We start from the raw sequence: 18,243 nt of genomic DNA on the forward strand, positions 1-18,243 counted from the left end.
AACACCTCCGGCTTAGGATTTTTAGAGCTCAAAATCAATCGACTGACTAATAAACTTTAAAACCAAACAAATGTACAAATTTTACCCAAACAAACTGGGTGGGGCATCTGTCCGTATCCAAAAATTTCTACTGATTATGCGTGTAACTACGTTCCTGTTATTGGCCGTAATGATGCAGGTAAGTGCAACTACACTTGCGCAAAGGGTTACTATTAATCAAAAAAATGCCAATTTAACTGATGTATTCAAAGTGATTAGAATACAAACAGGTTACGATTTTATTTACGATCAGGATTTAGTTTCTAAATCTACACCAGTAAATATTAATGTTAGCAACACAGAAATCAACGAAGTACTAAAACGCTGCTTAGTTAATCAATCACTCACTTATACTATTAAAGATAAAACTGTAATTATTCAGGAAAAAACCTTTCTGGATAAGGTTACCGGTTATTTTGATAACATTACTGTTTCTGGTACGGTGCTGGATGAAACCGGTACGCCCTTACCCGGTGTGGTGATCAAAGTAAAAGGCACCAGTAGATCAACGATATCTGGAAACAACGGTAAGTTTTATATTGCTGCTACTGATGAAAATCCGACTCTTGTTCTATCATATATTGGTTATAAAACTATAGAAGTAACTGCTACACAAACCTTAACTGTAAAAATGGTTTTAGATCCTGCAAAACTGGATGAAATTATGGTGATTGGTTATGGTACAACCACACGTCGCCTTAATACAGGTTCGCAGGTTGGAATCAGTGCAGACGAAATAGCTGATCAGCCGGTTACCAATGTTTTACAGGCGCTGCAAGGACGTCTTGCAGGTGTTACCATAACACAAACCAATGGTTTACCAGGTGCAGGTATTAATATTCAGGTTAGAGGTGCAAATGCAATCGGATTAAATGGTGTAAAAGCAAATCGTCCTCTGTATATTATTGATGGTGTACCTTTTCTTTCCGAACCTATTAATACAGCTTCTTTTATATCAACTGCAACTTCAACATCTGCCTTGCCATCTGCAGAAGGAAATACCAGTCCGATGAACACAATTAATCCCTCTGATATCGAAAGTATCGAAGTGTTAAAGGATGCCGATGCTACTGCTATTTACGGATCAAGAGGAGCCAATGGTGTAATTTTAATTACAACCAAAAAAGGAAAGGCCGGAGCAACAAAATTTAACGTAAATGCTTCATCAGGAGTTTCAGAAGTTACACATTTTGTAGAAACTGTGGGAACTGAGCAATATCTTGCCTTGAGAAGAAAAGCCTTTGCAAACAATACCACCAATCCGGCAACTCCAAGTGTAACCACAGCTCCCGATCTATTGGTTTGGGACCAGAATGGGTATACCGATTTTCAGAGGTATATGCTTGGAAATACTGCTAAAACACATGATGTTAATACAAGTTTATCTGGTGGAGATAACCGTACTAATTTTTACCTGAGCGGAACATACCATAAGGAAGGTAATGTGTATCCTGGCGATCAGGGATATCAGAGAGGAGGTGGTAAATTCAACCTGAACCACAGTTCACTTGATCAGCGTTTCAGTTTATCCTTATCTGCAATGTATTCTACAGATAAGAACAATATTTCAACAACAGATTTAGCTAGCTGGGCTTACGCACTACCTCCAAACTTCCCTTTATACAAGGCAGATGGAAGTTTTAACTGGGATGGGGGGATTAGTAATCCATTGGCATATTTAAACCAAACCAATGATAACCGTACCTCTAACCTGTTGACTAATTTGTTGTTGAAATACAATATTGCAAAAGGACTGGATTTTAAAACCAGTTTGGGATATAGTAAAACTGATATGACTCAGATAGCCATCAGGCCACTAACGTCACTTAATCCAAATTTTACACCAACATCGGGTACTGCCAGCTATGTATATAATTATACTAATAACTATATACTGGAACCGCAGTTAACGTACACCCTTAAAATCTGGAAAGGTACATTAAATGCACTTGCAGGTGGTTCTTATCAGTTCAAGCAATCAAAAATGCCATATAGTACTTCTGCATCAGGATTCTCGTCAGATGATTTCTTAAGAACCTCTACAGCAGCAACTACTGTAAGTACAACAAGTAGTTCTATCGATTATAAATACACTTCGCTGTTTGGACGTGTGAATTATAATTTAATGGATAAGTACATTCTGAATGTAAATTACAGAAGAGACGGATCATCGAGATTTGGTCCTAATAACAAATTCGGAAACTTTGGATCGGTCGGTGGCGCCTGGATTTTCTCTGAGGAAGACTTCTTAAAAAATAAATTCAGCTGGTTTAGCTTTGGTAAAGTCCGTGGCAGTTACGGTATTGTGGGTAGTGATGATATTGGCGACTACGGATATTTTGACTCTTATACTGCATCAACTTATAATTATGCCGGATCTACAGGCTTAAATCCATCACGTCTGGCTAATCCTGATTATAAATGGGAAGAAACTAAAAAACTGGATGTTGGTTTAGAGTTAGCTTTCTTTAAAGACCGTTTGTCGATCAGTGGATCATATTACCGTAACAGAACCAGTAATCAGTTAATTAATCAGACTGTAAGTACACAAACCGGATTTTCTGGTTATCAGAGTAATCTGCCTGCAACGGTACAAAACTCAGGATGGGAAATTACCTTAACAAGTACGAACATCAAAAACAAGGATTTTAACTGGATTACATCTTTCAATATCAGTGCGAACCGCAACAAATTACTCTCGTTTCCCGACATTGAAAAATCTTCTTATTATACAACTTATATCGTAGGAAATCCGATCAGTTCCTATTATGTTTATCAGTATGCAGGTATAAATCCGGCAACTAACTTACCCATGTTTACCGATTTTAATGGCGTTGGCGGGGTAAACAGCCCAACAACAGGTTTTGCTGCAACAGGCCGTGGCGACCGTTATTTTGCAGGAACATCTTATCCTAAATTTTTCGGCGGTATTACCAACAGTCTTTCTTACAAAAAGCTTACTTTAGATTTTACCTTCCAGTTTGTTAAGCAGCAGGGTAGAAGCTTGCTTACTTCATCATTCTATCCTCCTGGATACTTTAGCAATGCTGCATTAAGTGTAGTAAATGATTACCTGGCACTTGGCTCTCAGGACTATCTTGTATCGGCAGGAACACGTGGTGCAGCAGGATCTGCAGCTTACCTCGCTTATTCTTACTACACTGGTTCTGACGCTTCGGTTGTTGATGCCTCTTTTATCAGGTTGAAAAACGTAAACATATCTTACTCACTGCCTACCAAATGGCTATCGAAAGATACAGGCACACAGCTCCGTGTTTACCTACAGGCACAAAACCTGTTCACCATTACCAATTATGAAGGTTTCGATCCTGAATCGCAGGGTGTAGTAACACCACCATTGCGTACGATAACCGGAGGTTTACAATTCACTTTTTAATCTCAAACATCATGTCAAAATCGATATATAAAATAATGGCCATAATGATGGCTTTAACCGCATTAGTTAATACAGGATGTGAAAAACTTATTGAAATCGATCCTCCTGTAAACCAGGTGACTACTGATTTGGTTTTTGCATCCGATAAACTTGCAACCAGTGCCCGTTCGGCATTGTTCAGCACATTATCACAAACTGCTACCCAGAATAACAACATAACCCTGTACAGTTCTTTGCAAGCTGATGATTTGCTTTATCTTGGAACGGCTGCAGGTTTTCAGGAGTTAAATAATAATACCTATTCTAATGTAAGCACCAGTCATCCTACGGTGTTTGCTGAGTGGTACACTGTTATTTACCGTGCAAATGCTATTATTTTAGGCCTGCAAAATACGTCAGGAACATCTGATGCCATCAAAAAACAATATACTGCAGAAGCTAAGTTTGTAAGGGCTTACTGTTATTTTAACCTTATAAATGAATTTGGAGATGTGCCCCTGGTTTTAGTAACCGACCCAAACATCACCGCATTTCAGACAAGAGAAACTACTGCAAATGTTTATAATCAGATCATAGCAGATTTAACTGATGCGAAGGCAAATTTACTTAGCGATTATTCGGCAACATCGGGCGACAGGATAGGGGTTAATAAATTTACTGCGGCAGCACTTCTGGCCCGTGTTTATATGTTCACAAATAATTACGCAGCTGCAGAATCAAATGCATCAGAGGTAATCGCTTCATCACAGTATAGTTTAATCCCAAAAGCCAGTATTGCAGCAGGTTTGTTTATAAAAAACAGTACTGAAAGTATCTGGCAAACTCCGCCACCGGTAGCGGCAACAAACCAATATACCAACGAAGCTACAACTTTTATTCCATCAACATTAACTACCTTGAGTACTTATAATTACAGAATAGATCCACGATTGATCCAGTTGTTTTTAACTACAGATCAGCGTCGGATAAGCTGGATGGCTAGCACAACATTTTCCGGCGAAACCTATAGCTATCCGTTTAAATACAAGCATCGTACTCAGGCGTTGGCAATAGCCGCAGGTATTACGGAGTACCAAATCGTAATGCGTTTAGCTGAGCAATATTTGATCAGGGCAGAGGCACGCGCCAGAATGGGCATGAACTTAAGCGGATCTTTAAACGATTTGAATGCTATTCAAAACAGGGCAGGAGCAACCTTAACAGCAGCAACAGATGCAGCTACACTGATTAACGATATTGCATTGGAAAACCGTAAGGAATTTTTCTGTGAACAGGCATTTCGCTGGAACAATTTGAGGCGTACCGGACAGGCTGATGCTGTATTGTCGGCGGTTAAAACCAGCTACACTCCAAAATCTAAATTATTTCCGATTCCTCAGGCAGCGATAGATGCCAACTATAATTTAACACAAAACCCAGGTTACTAAACACACAAATGAACACAAGAAACCAATTTAAGGTCAGGTATTTTTACCTGGCCTTAGCCATCGGCATGCTTGGCGCAACCGCCCAATCATGCAGTATTTTAAAGAAGAAAAATAAAGCTAACGTGGCAACAGCACTTGCACCAAAGCCTAAAACCGATTCGCTTAAAAATCCGATAAAGCCATACGCAGAAGTGATTACTTCGAAAGCGCTAACGCAAAAGGGATTATTTACCGTTCACAAAATTGCGGATAAATATTTCTTTGAAATTCCCAATAAGTTGCTTAATAAAGAAATTTTAGCTGTAAACAGGTTAAGTAAATCAACTCCCGGAGCAGGAAATTATGGCGGCGAAGAGGTAAGTTCGAGGGTAATTTACTGGGAATTAGGCCCGTCAAATAAGCTGTTTCTTAAAGTATCGGCAACGGTGAGTGTAGCCGATTCGACAGATATGATTTCAAAAGCTGTGGCCAGTTCGAATATGAACCCGATTATGGCAGCTTTCCCAATTAAGGCGAAGGGAAAAGATTCTTCATCTGTTGTGATTGACGTAACAGACTTCCTGTTAAGTGAAACTCCGTTATTGTCTTTTGACGCTGAAAATAAAAAAGCTTACAATCTGGCGGCACAGGTGGCAGACCGCTCTTACATTGAAAGTGTAAAAAGTTTTCCTATTAACACAGAGGTTAAAACCATCAGAACCTACACTTCATTTGCGGGGCGCTTACCAGCTACAAGCGAGGCCGGTGCCATTACTTTGGGAATGAATACCTCATTTGTAATGCTTCCCGAAAAACCCATGCGCAAGAGGATGTACGATGCCCGGGTAGGTTTCTTTGCCAGTGCAAATATCAGGTATAAAGATGACCAGCAGAAGGTAGAGCAGGAAGCTTTTATTCACCGTTGGAGGTTAGAACCCAAAGAAGAAGACATGGAAAAGTTTAAAAAAGGCGAACTGGTAGAACCTAAAAAACAGATCGTTTACTACATTGATCCTGCTACTCCAAAGAAATGGAGACCATATCTGATTGCAGGTATAAACGACTGGCAAAAAGCATTTGAACAGGCCGGTTTTAAAAATGCCATTGTGGCTAAAGAATGGCCGGAAGCAGACACCACCATGAGCCTGGACGATGCGCGCTTCTCGGTGATCCGTTACTTTGCTTCACCTCAGCAAAATGCCTATGGCCCAAACATTGCCGATCCACGTACCGGCGAAATCATTGAAAGCCACATCGGATGGTACCATAACGTAATGAACCTGGTGCACAGATGGTATATGATCCAGGCAGGAGCCATCGATCCAAGGGCACGCAAAAACAAATTCGATGATGAATTAATGGGTCAGTTGATCCGTTTTGTTTCCTCTCACGAAATTGGTCATACATTAGGCCTACGTCATAACATGGGCGCAAGCAGTACTGTGCCGGTTGAAAAACTGAGAGATAAAAAATGGGTAGAAGCTCATGGGCATACGCCGTCTATCATGGATTATGCACGTTTCAATTACGTAGCGCAGCCTGAAGACCATATCAGCGAATCCGGGATTTTTCCTCGTATTAACGATTACGACAAATGGGCAATTCAGTGGGGTTACAAGCCGATTTTTGGAACTGCAAATGCTGCAGAAGACAAGAAAATATTAAACAAAATTACCATCGATAGTCTTGCTTCGAATAAAAGGCTTTGGTTTGGTGGCGAAGGTAGAGATCAGGATCCGCGTTCTCAATCCGAAGATTTAAGCGATGATAACATCAAAGCCGGTCTGTATGGAATTAAGAACCTGAAAAGAATAGTTCCACAACTGATTAACTGGACCAGGGAAGATGGCGAAGATTATTCGGACCTTAAGGAGATGTACAAAGAAGCAGTTGGTCAGTATAGCCGCTATGTTTTCCATGTGCTTAAAAATCTTGGCGGTATAATGGTTACCGAGAAAACATACGACCAGCCCGGTGCTGTTTATCAGCCGGTAAGTCTTGCCCGTCAGAAAGAAACCATTAAGTTCTATAACGAGCAGGTATTTACTACACCAAAATGGTTGCTCAATAAAGATATTCTGAACAAAATAGATCCTGGTTTTTCTTTTAACGATGTTCAGATCGTACAGCAGGGAGTAGTGGCATCAGTAACTTCGCAAACCCGCTTATATAGAATGATGATTAACCAACGCGATTACGGTAAGGGTGCCTATTCTCCGCGAGAGTGGTTAAAAGATCTTAAGTCGGGTATTTTCAGTGAAATAACCAGCGGTAAAGCTACAGACGAATATCGCCGTGCTTTACAGAAAATGTATGTAGGAAGTATTATTACCATGTATAACAAACGCTTCGCATTGCAGGGATCTACTGATAATATTCTGGCCTCTGTTACCCCTACAGATGTTTTATTGTACTCTAATGTGAAGTCGCTTGCTTTCGCACACCTTAAAGATCTGCGTAAGGATATTACTAACGGAATTTCGAAAACCAGTGATTATGATACTAAAATCCACTATCAGTACTTAAAGCAGATGCTGGATAAAATAGTAAACGAATCGCCGATTCCGGGTTTAAATTACTAAGGCTTAATAACCATATATCATGCTTAAAAATATTAAAAAAATCATTTTCCAAATATTAGTAATGATGATATGTTCTTCTGTGTATGCGCAAATTGTTGCGCATACTATAGGGAACATAAAAGATCTAGGCAGTGGATATGTTATTTTTTCTTATGAAATCAATAATATTCTTTATAAGGACTCTGTACAAGCCAGGTCTGATATTTTCACAAAGAAAGTGGCTGTCGTCGAATCAACACTTTGTACTCTATCGAATAGCGTTAATCAACAAATCAAAATTTTTATTTTAGAGCCTACACTTATCAAATTCAGAGGGCAGATCACTAAGTTTTACGATTTGGAAGTTATTGGTGGTAAGGAATCTGAATTGTACGCCCAATATCGACAAGCGCTGAGATTAAATATTGGCAAGCGACCGCCACTTACGGGAGACGAAGTAATCGATAAAAAAAGGCGTACCAGCTTTGGTGCTGCAATGAAGATTTTAAAAGATAGTGTTGTAACCGACTTTGTTAATAGAAACCCTGAAAGTGTTCTGTCAGCAATTGCCATTTATGATACTTACGTCACCTATCCGGATAGAAATAGGGCAGATATACTGTATCAATTGTTAAGTCCGGCTATTCAGAGAAATGATTATGGAAGGCGTATTAAAACCTTTGTAGACGCATTGGGTAATACCTCCCACGGGGCTATTGCTCCTGAGTTTTCTTTGGCAGATCAAAACGGCAAATTCTATTCATTGACCAATTTCAGGGGCAAATATGTTTTAATTGATTTTTGGGCGAGCTGGTGCGGCCCATGCAGGCTGGAAAACCCAAATCTGATCAAAGCTTATCAGAAGTTTAATAATAATGGCTTTACAATTGTTGGTTTATCTATGGACAGTTCGAAAGAAAAATGGTTAAAAGCTGTTGAGCAAGATAAGTTACTTTGGCTTCAGTTAAATGATCCTAAAACAACCAATGGCAAAACAGCAGAAATATATGGTGTAAAAAGCCTTCCTGCTAACTTTTTAGTTGATCCTTCGGGAAAGATTATCGCAATAAATTTACGCGGTGATGCATTGGAAAAGCAATTGTCGGCGATTTTCGGAAAGTAGAATATTTAAATTAACAACCGGGTAGAAGCGGTTTTTTAGTTAATAGTTAGTGATGACAATGCAGGATGATGGATGTCTCCTGCATTTTTTTGATTAATATCCCATTAATACCATAAATATGAAAATAGTAAATATTGTTGTTTACCTGATTTTAACTGTTCTGCTCTCAATCTATAAGCCATCTGTAAACATGGCTCAGGAGAAACAGGATGTATATCTTACTTTAAAACATGCCAATATTATAGATATAGAAAAAGGCAGGGTGATGAGTGATATGACGGTTTTAATTAAAAATGACCGCATAGCATCTGTTTATAAGGGAAATAGAACCGAAGGAGAGGTAATAGATATTCAGCACAAATACCTGGTGCCTGGTCTGGTTGATTCGCATGCACACGTAACCAATATCAGCGGATCACCCATCGAAAGATCGTATAAGGTACTTGATTACCTCCTCAAACACGGAATTACCACCATCCGCGATGCCGCAGGGAACGGGGCAATTATGCAGAAGGTTCAGGCCGATGTAAATCACGATATCAAAACAGGTGCCGATATTTATTATGCTGCCTTTATGGCGGGCGATTGGTACTACAACCGCGATCAGCATATCCGTAAAGAACCTTACCACCCATGGGAACAACTTATTGTACCCGGTATAAACCTCGACAGTGCCATGAAAGAAGCGAAAGCCTGTGGTGCAACAGGTGTAAAACTTTACCATTCTTTTGATGGGGTATTTTTGAAAGATGTTGCAGCCGCCGCCAAAAGAAATAACCTTTTGGTTTGGGGCCATGCCATGATGTATCCTGCAAAGCCATTGGAAGTGGTGAGGGCAGGTGTTCAAGTTATATCGCATGCCAGTATGTTGTCGGCATTGATAAATGATCCAAAAATGAATTATAGAAAAGTTCCCCAAGCCTATAAAGACAGTGTTGGAAGTCGCATAGACGTAACGGAACTGGCCGGGGAAATGAAACGTAGAAATGTAATTCTCGATGCTACCTTAACTGTTTCGGAAGTTAAGGAACAATGGATATTTGAACTGGTAAAAAAGCTTCATCACCTTGGCGTTAAAATATCGGCAGGCACCGATAAAATTACCATACTTACCAATACGTATCCCTTTTTGATTGAAGAATTGAATTATTTTGTAAACGACTGCGATTTTACACCGGCCGAAGCACTGAAGGCCGCAACTTTGATTTCGGCAGAAACTATTGGTCAGCAAAAAAACATAGGAAGTATCGAGGCAGGTAAAAAAGCTGATTTATTGGTTGTTGATCAGAACCCGCTCGAAGATATTAACCGGTTGAAAAAATTAGACATGATTATCAAACACGGGAAGGTTATTGATTGAGTGAAGAGTGAATGATTGAATGGGTTTCCCCAAAAGAAAATAAAAAAAGCGCTATGATTATTCATTGCGCTTTTGCCATAATGATAAAATCCTCTGATCTTAAATTGCAGTATATCCACCATCGGCAATAATGTAACTGCCTGTTGTGAATGTTGATTTATCTGAACTTAAAAAGGCAACCAGATCTGCAATTTCCTGTACTTTACCCAATCTGTTGATCGGACTTTTAGCCGCGATTGCATCTTGCATTTCCTTAGTCAGGTTAGCCGTTAATAAAGGTGTTTCGATATAACCTGGTCCTACGGCATTACATCTGATATTTTTTGTAGCATACTCTGCGGCGATATTCTTTGTTAGCCCAACCACGGCATGTTTCGAGGCAGTATAAGCAGGACTGCTAGGAGCGGCCACCTGTCCGTGGATAGACGCGATATTGATGATTGAACCACCACCGTTCTTCTCCATTTGTTGTAACTGATATTTACAGGCATAGAAAACGCCATTTAAATTAAGTGCAATCACACGATCCCATTCTTCAGGGTCATAATCGCCTGTTGGTTTTGCAGGTCCTCCGATTCCGGCATTATTACAGGCAATATCCAGTCGCCCGTATTTCTCTACTACCGCTTCTACTAGTTCTTTGTTTTCTTCAGCTTTTGAAGCGTCAGACTTCACTGCGAAAGCCTTACCTCCGTTTTCCTGAATTAATTTTACGGTTTCATTTGCTTGTTCTTCATTGATATCGGACACAACTACTTTAGCACCTTCCTGTGCATAAGTGATGGCAATTGAACGGCCTATTCCTGAACCTCCGCCAGAAACAACCGCTACTTTATTTTCTAATGATGGCATATTGTTTTGTGTTAAATTCTATGTAAAAAAACGGGATTGTACGCTAAATGTTTGTCAGGGGAGTGTGTTTTAACAGTAAATAACCCGCTGTACTGAAAACCATTATTTTGCATTGACAGGGTGATTTATTTTTTGGATTTACAGAGCAGTACATAGCAGGATGGATAATTTGAACAGTTCGCTATATTTGGTGAAACTTGATCATAGGTCAATGTTCATAACCAGATATATTATGCCTAAAAATCCCCGTCAAATAGCGGTTATACTTTTTCTGCTAAGTGTTTTTTTATCGTCGTTTGTACTTAGCGCATCGCCCATCAATAACTTTAACTTGCTGATAGCACCGGGTACATTATCCAATAATTCTGTTACTATATTATGGGATAAACAAACCGATGCCAGATCATTAGGCTACGAAATTGTGGTAAACAATAAAAAAATCAGCTATAGTGATAAAACCAATTTCACAATCAACGTGTTAAAACCTGATACATGGTACACTGTAAAAGTGATCATCAAAGGGAAAACAAAGCCAGATTATGCAACTAATACCCTTCGGTTTAAAACTACCTTATCAGGAAAAATATTTAATATTCTGAATTATGGCGCAACGGCTGACAGCACCATACTTAACACTAGAGCTATACAGGCTGCTATTGATGCCTGTTCAGCAGGTGGTACAGTGCTCATTCCAAAAGGAACATTTTTATCGGGTGCCTTGCATTTAAAAAGCAACATGACTTTAAAAATAGAGGAGGGAGGTGTGTTAAAAGGTTCTCAACTTCCGAATGATTACCTGCCCATGATTTTGAACCGGTTTGAAGGATGGGAAATGAAAACCTACGCCAGCTTACTAAATGCCGGAACCCTTAATCAAAATGGAAGCTATAATATCAAGAATTTAATGATTACGGGAAATGGTAAGATTGTAGGGGGTGGCCGAAAGCTTGGAGAGGCCATGACTAAAGCGAATGGCATCAGAAGCAGAGGGCGTTTAATTTGTTTAATGAATGCCCAGAATGTAAGTATTTCGGGGTTAACAGTTACCGAACCGCCATGCTGGACTATCCATTACATCTATAGTGATGACATAAGTTGCTATAATTTAAATATCATTACTAAAAACATCAGAAATGGTGACGGGATCGATCCGGATTCTTCGACTGACTCCTACATTTTCAATTGTACCTTTGATACCGGCGATGATTGTATTGCCATTAAATCAGGGAAAAATCCGGAAGGATTTTTGGTAGCAAAGCCAACAAAAAACGTACGGATTACAGATTGTAACTTCAAAAGCGGGCATGGAATATCTATTGGTAGCGAGATGTCGGGTGGGGTGAGTGATGTATTGGTACAAGACTGTAAAGCCGGGAAACTGCTTTATGGTATGCAGATTAAAGCGACTAAAGATAGGGGTGGATATGTTAAAAATGTAACTGTTGCGGATTGTGAGCTGATGATGATTACCATATTCTCTGCTGTAAATTACAATAATGATGGCGAGCCTGCAGCAGAAATCCCAACGTTTGAAAACTTTGTATTCAGGAATATTGATATGTCAATCGCCGTTCCGAACAGCGTATTAATCGATATCAATGGTTTTGAAGATGTTTCCCATCGGTTAAGGAAGGTATCATTCAGCAATATTATACTACCGGAAAATGCAAAAGTAAATGTGACAAATGCCGAGGATATTGAGTTTAACAAGGTGAAATCAATATCAGGCATGTTACCGGTATACAAATTTGTGAGCGTAGGTACGATAATTAAAGATTGATTTTACCATATACTATTAGAACTGGGACGTCTTGTTGTACAATAATTTCCTGCAGATCACAGAGATTTCGCTGATCTTTAAGATTTATTACGCCATAAGAGTTCTTCATAAAATTTAATCTGCGGCATTTGCGAGATCTGCAGGGTACATAATAATGAAGCTCGTGGGTAATATTTTTAACTAAAGCGAATAGGCTATAAACAAATGTCTTGTTGAAATAATATCTATTAATTTTGTAGTTGTTTTTTGTTTTGACATTGAAATAGTGCTCAAACTCTGTTGAAATCCTTATATTCGTGTCATTGTATGGCGTCTGTAAACGAATTATCGGATAATGAGTTGCTGCTGCGTTTGAAAAACGGGGAGCACACATCCTTTACAGAAATCTATAACCGCTTTTGGGAAAAGATGATGAGTTATGCTGTCAAACTCACCAAATCAGAAGACGAGGGCGCTGATATTGTACAGGAGATTTTTGTATCCATCTGGAACCGTAAGGAGTCATTGGAAGTTAAAGGGCCGCTTGGAGCCTATCTAATTAAATCAGTTCGTAATCTTTCATTAAAGTACATCGAAAAGAATATCCATAAGGAAAATTTTATGGAGCGCCTCGGATATCATTTTGAAAACACCACAGCGCAAACTGAAGGTGATATTTCTGTAAAAGAACTTCAGAAAAATATTGATACAGCGGTTTCGAAACTACCTGGGAAGATGCGGCAAGTTTATGTTTTGAGCCGTGATGAACAGCTTTCTCATAAGGAAATTGCTCAAAAACTTGGGATATCGGAATTAACTGTTAAGAAACAGATTAATAATGCGCTTAAACTGATTGCAAAATCGTTGAAATTGAATCTATCAGGGGCAATGCTAGTGCTTTTTGCGCATCTTTTAAAATAATTTTATTTTTTTCTAAAATAAATCTACTACCAAAGTCCTCTTTTCGGAATATAGTATTGTAAGGCGTCCTCTAGCTTGCCTAAATACCTATGAAAACCGAACAAGTTAAAGAACTTTTAAAGCGTTATAATGACGGACAGGCAAGTGTGAAGGAAGCCGATGCCGTTAACGATTGGGTGGAACAAGAGCTTGAACAAACTAGCTGGAATAAGTCTGAAGAAGATAAGGTAGCTTTTGGTATCGCATTAAAACTAAAAATTGATGCTCAAATTAACCTAGGTTCAGAAAAGGAAGCAAGCGGCACGAATTCCCTTAAGGTGACGAGGTTTCGAATGATCTCAGCCATTGCAGCAGCTATAGCGATTGTGCTGTTAGGTACCATTGTTTTCTGGAGAATGAGGAACGAAGACGCTTCCCGCCGATATGCAAATGATATTGCTCCAGGTAAAAACACAGCGGTTCTTAAATTGGCCAATGGACAGAAAATCAGTCTTGATGAAAGAAATGGTACGCTTGATACGCTGAACGGAATTAAAATAGAAAAGGCTGCAAACGGTGTTGTTGTGTTCACCATTCTCGATCGTAATGCGGACGCAAGCAACCAGAAGAACACCATTGAAACCCCAGCTGGCGGACAGTATCAGGTGGTACTGGCCGACGGAACAAAGGTATGGTTGAATGCAGCCAGTTCCTTAACGTTTCCGGGCGAGTTTGGTGGGCAACAAAAACGTATAGTTAGTTTAACTGGGGAAGCCTATTTTGAGGTGACAAAAGATAAAACCCATCCGTTTTTGGTCGAGACTGCAAAACAGGAAGTCGAAGTATTGGGAACCCATTTTAATATCAATGCTTATTCTAATGAAGATAATATTAAAACAACTTTGCTCGAAGGTTCAGTTCAGGTTTCGGCAAGCGGGCAACATGAGGTTTTGTCACCTAATCAGCAATCTGTATTTAGAAACAATGCTTTACAGGTTAGTGAAATCGATCCGGCATTGGCTATCGATTGGAAAAACGGAGAATTCCGTTTCAAAGATGAACCACTTGAAAGTATTCTAAGCAAATTGTCACGCTGGTATGGTGTACGTTTTGTAAGTGAGCTGGATGAAAATAACACTCCATCGTTTACAGGCTCTGTATCCCGCTTTGATAACATTTCTTCGGTACTTACCATGCTCGAAGAAACAGGCAACATCCGTTTTTTTATCAAAAATAAAATAATTACCGTAAAATAAAACACTGCATAAAGGATTAACCACCCTTTATAAATAATAAAAATAAACAACTAACTAAAAACCACAACATGAAAAGAAAACTACCAGCCGCGGCGTAACATGAGCAGGTTTTTTAAGCAAAAAAGCCACGAAAGTGTTACCAGCACTTCCATGGCCATAAAGCTGAGTTAACCCTTAAAAACAAATTTCTGAGATCCATTTACGCATTAACCCAAACAAACGAAAGTATGAATTTTAATCCTTTATTTCAAGGGAAGCTACGCCTGTGCTTTCCTTCCAAACTACTACTGACCATGAAACTTACCATTGCCATCATGATTGCCTTTATGGTGCATGTAAGTGCTGCCAGTTTCTCTCAAAAACTAACTTTTTCGGCTAAAAATGTCAGCATTGAACGTGTATTTAAAGAAATAGAAAAACAAACCGAATACCGAATTTTATATACTACGCAAACACTTAACGATGCGACTAAAATCAATGTTGAGTTTAACAACACTCCGTTAGCCGAAGTAATTGATTATTGTTTGAAAAACAAGTCGTTAAGCTATAAAATTGAAGCTAAAACGGTATTGATCAAGAAGGAAGAGTCATCATTTATTGATAAAATAGGCGCCTTCTTTAGCTCTTCGCGTTTCAACGGGCGTATTGTAGATGAAAATAACAATCCGCTTATTGGCGCCACCGTATTGGTTAAGGGAACCAAAAAATATGCCTTGACAGGTTCGACAGGTTCTTTTGTACTGGAGCTTAATGAAAATGATATCCTGGTAATTTCATACATCGGTTACGAAACGAAAGAGCTAAAAATTACCGGCGGTTTATTACAGAGTGGAACCGCAAGTTTACTTGATATTAAATTAAACCCTTCGGCAGCAGCTTTGGATCAGGTGCAGGTAATTGGTTATGGTAGTACTACAAAACGTTTGAATACGGGGTCGGTAAGTTCGATTACTTCGGCTGATATTGGTAAACAAACAGTAGAGAATCCTTTACTTGCTATGCAAGGAAGAATTTCCGGAGTTCAGATTACCCAGGATAACGGTCTACCCGGAGCGGGAGTGAGGGTCAATATCCGCGGTTCAGCAACGGCACTTTCAGGAGCGGGTTTTATTCCGTTGTATGTGATTGATGGTGTGCCGTTTACTCTTTTTAATGCTGCGCAACCCGCCACTGACAATTTGAATGCTTACGGAGTTTCGGCTGCGAACGGAGGTGTTAGTCCATTCAGTATGATTGCACCTGAAGATATTGAACGCATTGATATTCTGAAAGATGCAGATGCCACAGCAATTTATGGATCACGTGGATCTAACGGAGTGATTTTGATTACCACAAAAAAAGGAGGGAAAGGTAAAACTGCTTATAATTTTAATGTAAACAGTGGTATTTCCAATGTTTCGAACTACATTCCCATGATGAATACAGAACAGTATTTAGCCATGAGAAAAGCTGCCTTTGCAAGAACAGGTGTAACACCAACAGCAACGAATGCACTGGATCTGACAGTTTGGGATCAAAATGCCTATACCGATTGGCAAAAATATTTTATTGGCCATACAGGACACATGACCAATGCTACGGGTTCAGTAACTGGTGGCAATGCGCAAAACTCTTTTATGTTCTCATCAACCTATCGCAAACAGGGTACAGTATATGGAGGCGATTTTGGTGCCACGACATTTTCAGGCAGGTTGAGTGCAGGACACAAAAGTGCAGATGGTAAGTTCGATATTGACGGCTCGGTTAACTATGCCTACATGAAAAACCTGATGCCGAATACAGATTTAAGTACCATCTATACCTTAGCACCAAATTATCCATTATACAATGCAAACGGATCGGTAAACTGGACTTCAACCAGCCCGCTATCTTATTACCCTAAAACTACTGATGCACAAACCAGTAACCTGATCTCTAACATTAATCTTTCGTATAAGATTATTAATGAATTGACAGTAAAAGCTAATTTAGGCTACAGTACCACGAGATTGAGGCAGCAGCAAATTAATCCTGCCAGCTCTCAGAATCCTGCGGCTTCACAGGTAAGTTCGCTAAGATATACAGATAATAGCAATACGAACTATATCATAGAACCTCAGTTGCTTTATAATAAACAAATAGGGGAAGGAAGTTTTGAAGCGTTAATAGGTACTACATTTCAGCAAACCAATACCGAGGGGATTTCATTAACTGGTACAGGTTATAGTAACGAAGCTCTGATTAATTCCCTTTTAGGTGCCTCTGCTGTTACTACAAATCTAAATTCCAATTCCATTTACAAATATAATGCATTTTTTGGTCGTTTAAACTATAACTGGAAAGGGAAGTATATCGTTGACGGCACTTTCAGAAGAGATGGTTCTTCACGCTTTGGTAACAATAACAAATTCGGGAATTTTGGTGCTTTAGGAGCTTCATGGATATTTACTGAAGAAAACTTTATGAAAGATTTAACCTTTTTAAGTTTTGGTAAATTAAGAGCCAGTTACGGTGTAACAGGTAATGATCAGATTCCAAATTACCTGTATTATTCGCTTTATACGACATCAGGAACAAGCAGCAATTATGATGGCAACTCAACGTATGTTGCTTCAAATATTGAAAATCAGGACTTGAAATGGGAAAGCACTAAAAAGCTTGACATTGCTATCGAATTGGGATTTCTCAAGGACAGAATTTTACTTAAGGCCGATTATTATCGCAACAGGACTTCTAATATGTTGAACTATATCAGTACTCCTCTGCAAATTGGAACCTCAGGATATTATGCAAATCTTGATGCAACTGTTCAGAATAAAGGTTTCGAGTTTGAGTTGAATACCGTAAATGTTGCATCAGGCGACTTCAGATGGTCCACCAATATCAACATGACCATGTTGCGCAACAAGTTGCTGAAATTTGATAATCTGGCGAATACATCTTATGCCAGCAGTTATGTAATTGGTTTTCCGGTAGATATAACAAAAAGATACCAGTACAATGGGGTAAATCCTCAAACTGGCTTGCCCACTTATCAGGACATAAATGGTGATGGTACCATTACTTTTGCAGGTGACCGGTATATTGTAAAATATGGACATCCTTATTTTGGTGGCATCAATAATAGTTTTAGCTATAAAGGATTAACGCTTGATTTTATGTTTCAATACAATCATCGTTATGGTGTGCTTAACCCAACTTTAACCTCAAGCCCTGCCGGTATTAATTATGCAAATCAAAGTACTGCAATATTGAACCGCTGGTCGGCCGTTGGTGATGTGGCATTGTATCCTGCGGCATCAACTTCTTCTGATGCGTCATATAATAACTTAACCTCATCAGATTTAAACTGGGGTGATGCTTCTTACTGGAAATTAAAGACTGTGAGCTTAAACTATACGCTTCCAAAGCAAATTGTGAGCAAGCTTAAATTATCAAACCTTAGTGTCTATGTACAGGGACAAAATATTTATACCTGGGCGAAACAAAAGTATGTTTATGATCCGGATACGACGGTTCCGGGTACAGGTTCTGGTTTAGGAACAGGACAATATACCGCTATACCTCAGGTCAGAACAATTGTTTTCGGTATAAATTGCTCACTTTAATCT

General features: G+C 39.2%; 10 protein-coding genes. 9 read left to right on the forward strand and 1 reads right to left on the reverse strand.

The features are described from left to right. The first annotated feature begins 70 nt into the window (after positions 1-70). From AC570I_RS19280 to AC570I_RS19300, 5 genes are all read left to right on the forward strand, one after another. Positions 71-3,436 (forward strand): TonB-dependent receptor, encoded by a 3,366-nt coding sequence (locus tag AC570I_RS19280; RefSeq protein ID WP_497406789.1) that lies wholly within the window; start codon positions 71-73, stop codon positions 3,434-3,436. 11 nt (positions 3,437-3,447) lie between these two features. Continuing rightward, on the forward strand, positions 3,448-4,863 hold the full coding sequence (locus tag AC570I_RS19285) for a RagB/SusD family nutrient uptake outer membrane protein (RefSeq protein WP_497406790.1): 1,416 nt from the start codon (positions 3,448-3,450) through the stop codon (positions 4,861-4,863). An 8-nt stretch (positions 4,864-4,871) separates the two neighbouring features. Next, positions 4,872-7,424 carry a zinc-dependent metalloprotease gene (locus AC570I_RS19290; protein ID WP_497406791.1) on the forward strand — a complete coding sequence of 851 codons (2,553 nt, stop codon included), beginning with the start codon at positions 4,872-4,874 and terminating at the stop codon, positions 7,422-7,424. Between the two features lie 61 nt (positions 7,425-7,485). Continuing rightward, positions 7,486-8,526: a redoxin domain-containing protein gene (locus AC570I_RS19295; RefSeq protein WP_497406792.1), complete on the forward strand. Its 1,041-nt coding sequence runs from the start codon at positions 7,486-7,488 to the stop codon at positions 8,524-8,526. Between the two features lie 118 nt (positions 8,527-8,644). After that, entirely contained in the window at positions 8,645-9,886 is a 1,242-nt protein-coding gene (locus AC570I_RS19300; RefSeq protein ID WP_497406793.1) for an amidohydrolase family protein, read from the forward strand. Positions 9,887-9,985: 99 nt separating this feature from the next. On the opposite strand, the gene AC570I_RS19305 is transcribed toward AC570I_RS19300, so the two are convergent. After that, positions 9,986-10,738 carry an SDR family NAD(P)-dependent oxidoreductase gene (locus tag AC570I_RS19305; protein ID WP_497406794.1) on the reverse strand — a complete coding sequence of 251 codons (753 nt, stop codon included), beginning with the start codon at positions 10,736-10,738 and terminating at the stop codon, positions 9,986-9,988. Between the two features lie 232 nt (positions 10,739-10,970). Here AC570I_RS19305 and AC570I_RS19310 point away from each other — a divergent pair, with 232 nt between their 5' ends. From AC570I_RS19310 to AC570I_RS19325, 4 genes are all read left to right on the forward strand, one after another. Next, entirely contained in the window at positions 10,971-12,518 is a 1,548-nt protein-coding gene (locus AC570I_RS19310) for a glycosyl hydrolase family 28 protein (RefSeq protein ID WP_497406795.1), read from the forward strand. Between the two features lie 306 nt (positions 12,519-12,824). Then, complete coding sequence (locus AC570I_RS19315; protein WP_497406796.1) at positions 12,825-13,418, forward strand: RNA polymerase sigma factor; 594 nt, start codon at positions 12,825-12,827, stop codon at positions 13,416-13,418. Positions 13,419-13,507: 89 nt separating this feature from the next. Continuing rightward, complete coding sequence (locus AC570I_RS19320) at positions 13,508-14,653, forward strand: FecR family protein (protein WP_497406797.1); 1,146 nt, start codon at positions 13,508-13,510, stop codon at positions 14,651-14,653. A gap of 293 nt (positions 14,654-14,946) precedes the next feature. Next, positions 14,947-18,240, forward strand: coding sequence for a SusC/RagA family TonB-linked outer membrane protein (locus AC570I_RS19325; protein WP_497406798.1), 3,294 nt, complete (start codon positions 14,947-14,949; stop codon positions 18,238-18,240). Positions 18,241-18,243 lie beyond the last annotated feature (3 nt).

The organism is Pedobacter sp. A2324 (assembly GCF_059693705.1).

What these genes read in the sequence shown, in the direction of transcription:
- AC570I_RS19315 (WP_497406796.1), top strand. Translation starts at nt 12,825, where the DNA reads ATGGCGTCTGTAAACGAATTATCGGATAATGAGTTGCTGCTGCGTTTG.
- AC570I_RS19305 (WP_497406794.1), bottom strand. Translation starts at nt 10,738, where the DNA reads ATGCCATCATTAGAAAATAAAGTAGCGGTTGTTTCTGGCGGAGGTTCA.
- AC570I_RS19300 (WP_497406793.1), top strand. Translation starts at nt 8,645, where the DNA reads ATGAAAATAGTAAATATTGTTGTTTACCTGATTTTAACTGTTCTGCTC.
- AC570I_RS19295 (WP_497406792.1), top strand. Translation starts at nt 7,486, where the DNA reads ATGATGATATGTTCTTCTGTGTATGCGCAAATTGTTGCGCATACTATA.
- AC570I_RS19285 (WP_497406790.1), top strand. Translation starts at nt 3,448, where the DNA reads ATGTCAAAATCGATATATAAAATAATGGCCATAATGATGGCTTTAACC.
- AC570I_RS19320 (WP_497406797.1), top strand. Translation starts at nt 13,508, where the DNA reads ATGAAAACCGAACAAGTTAAAGAACTTTTAAAGCGTTATAATGACGGA.
- AC570I_RS19280 (WP_497406789.1), top strand. Translation starts at nt 71, where the DNA reads ATGTACAAATTTTACCCAAACAAACTGGGTGGGGCATCTGTCCGTATC.
- AC570I_RS19290 (WP_497406791.1), top strand. Translation starts at nt 4,872, where the DNA reads ATGAACACAAGAAACCAATTTAAGGTCAGGTATTTTTACCTGGCCTTA.
- AC570I_RS19325 (WP_497406798.1), top strand. Translation starts at nt 14,947, where the DNA reads ATGAAACTTACCATTGCCATCATGATTGCCTTTATGGTGCATGTAAGT.
- AC570I_RS19310 (WP_497406795.1), top strand. Translation starts at nt 10,971, where the DNA reads ATGCCTAAAAATCCCCGTCAAATAGCGGTTATACTTTTTCTGCTAAGT.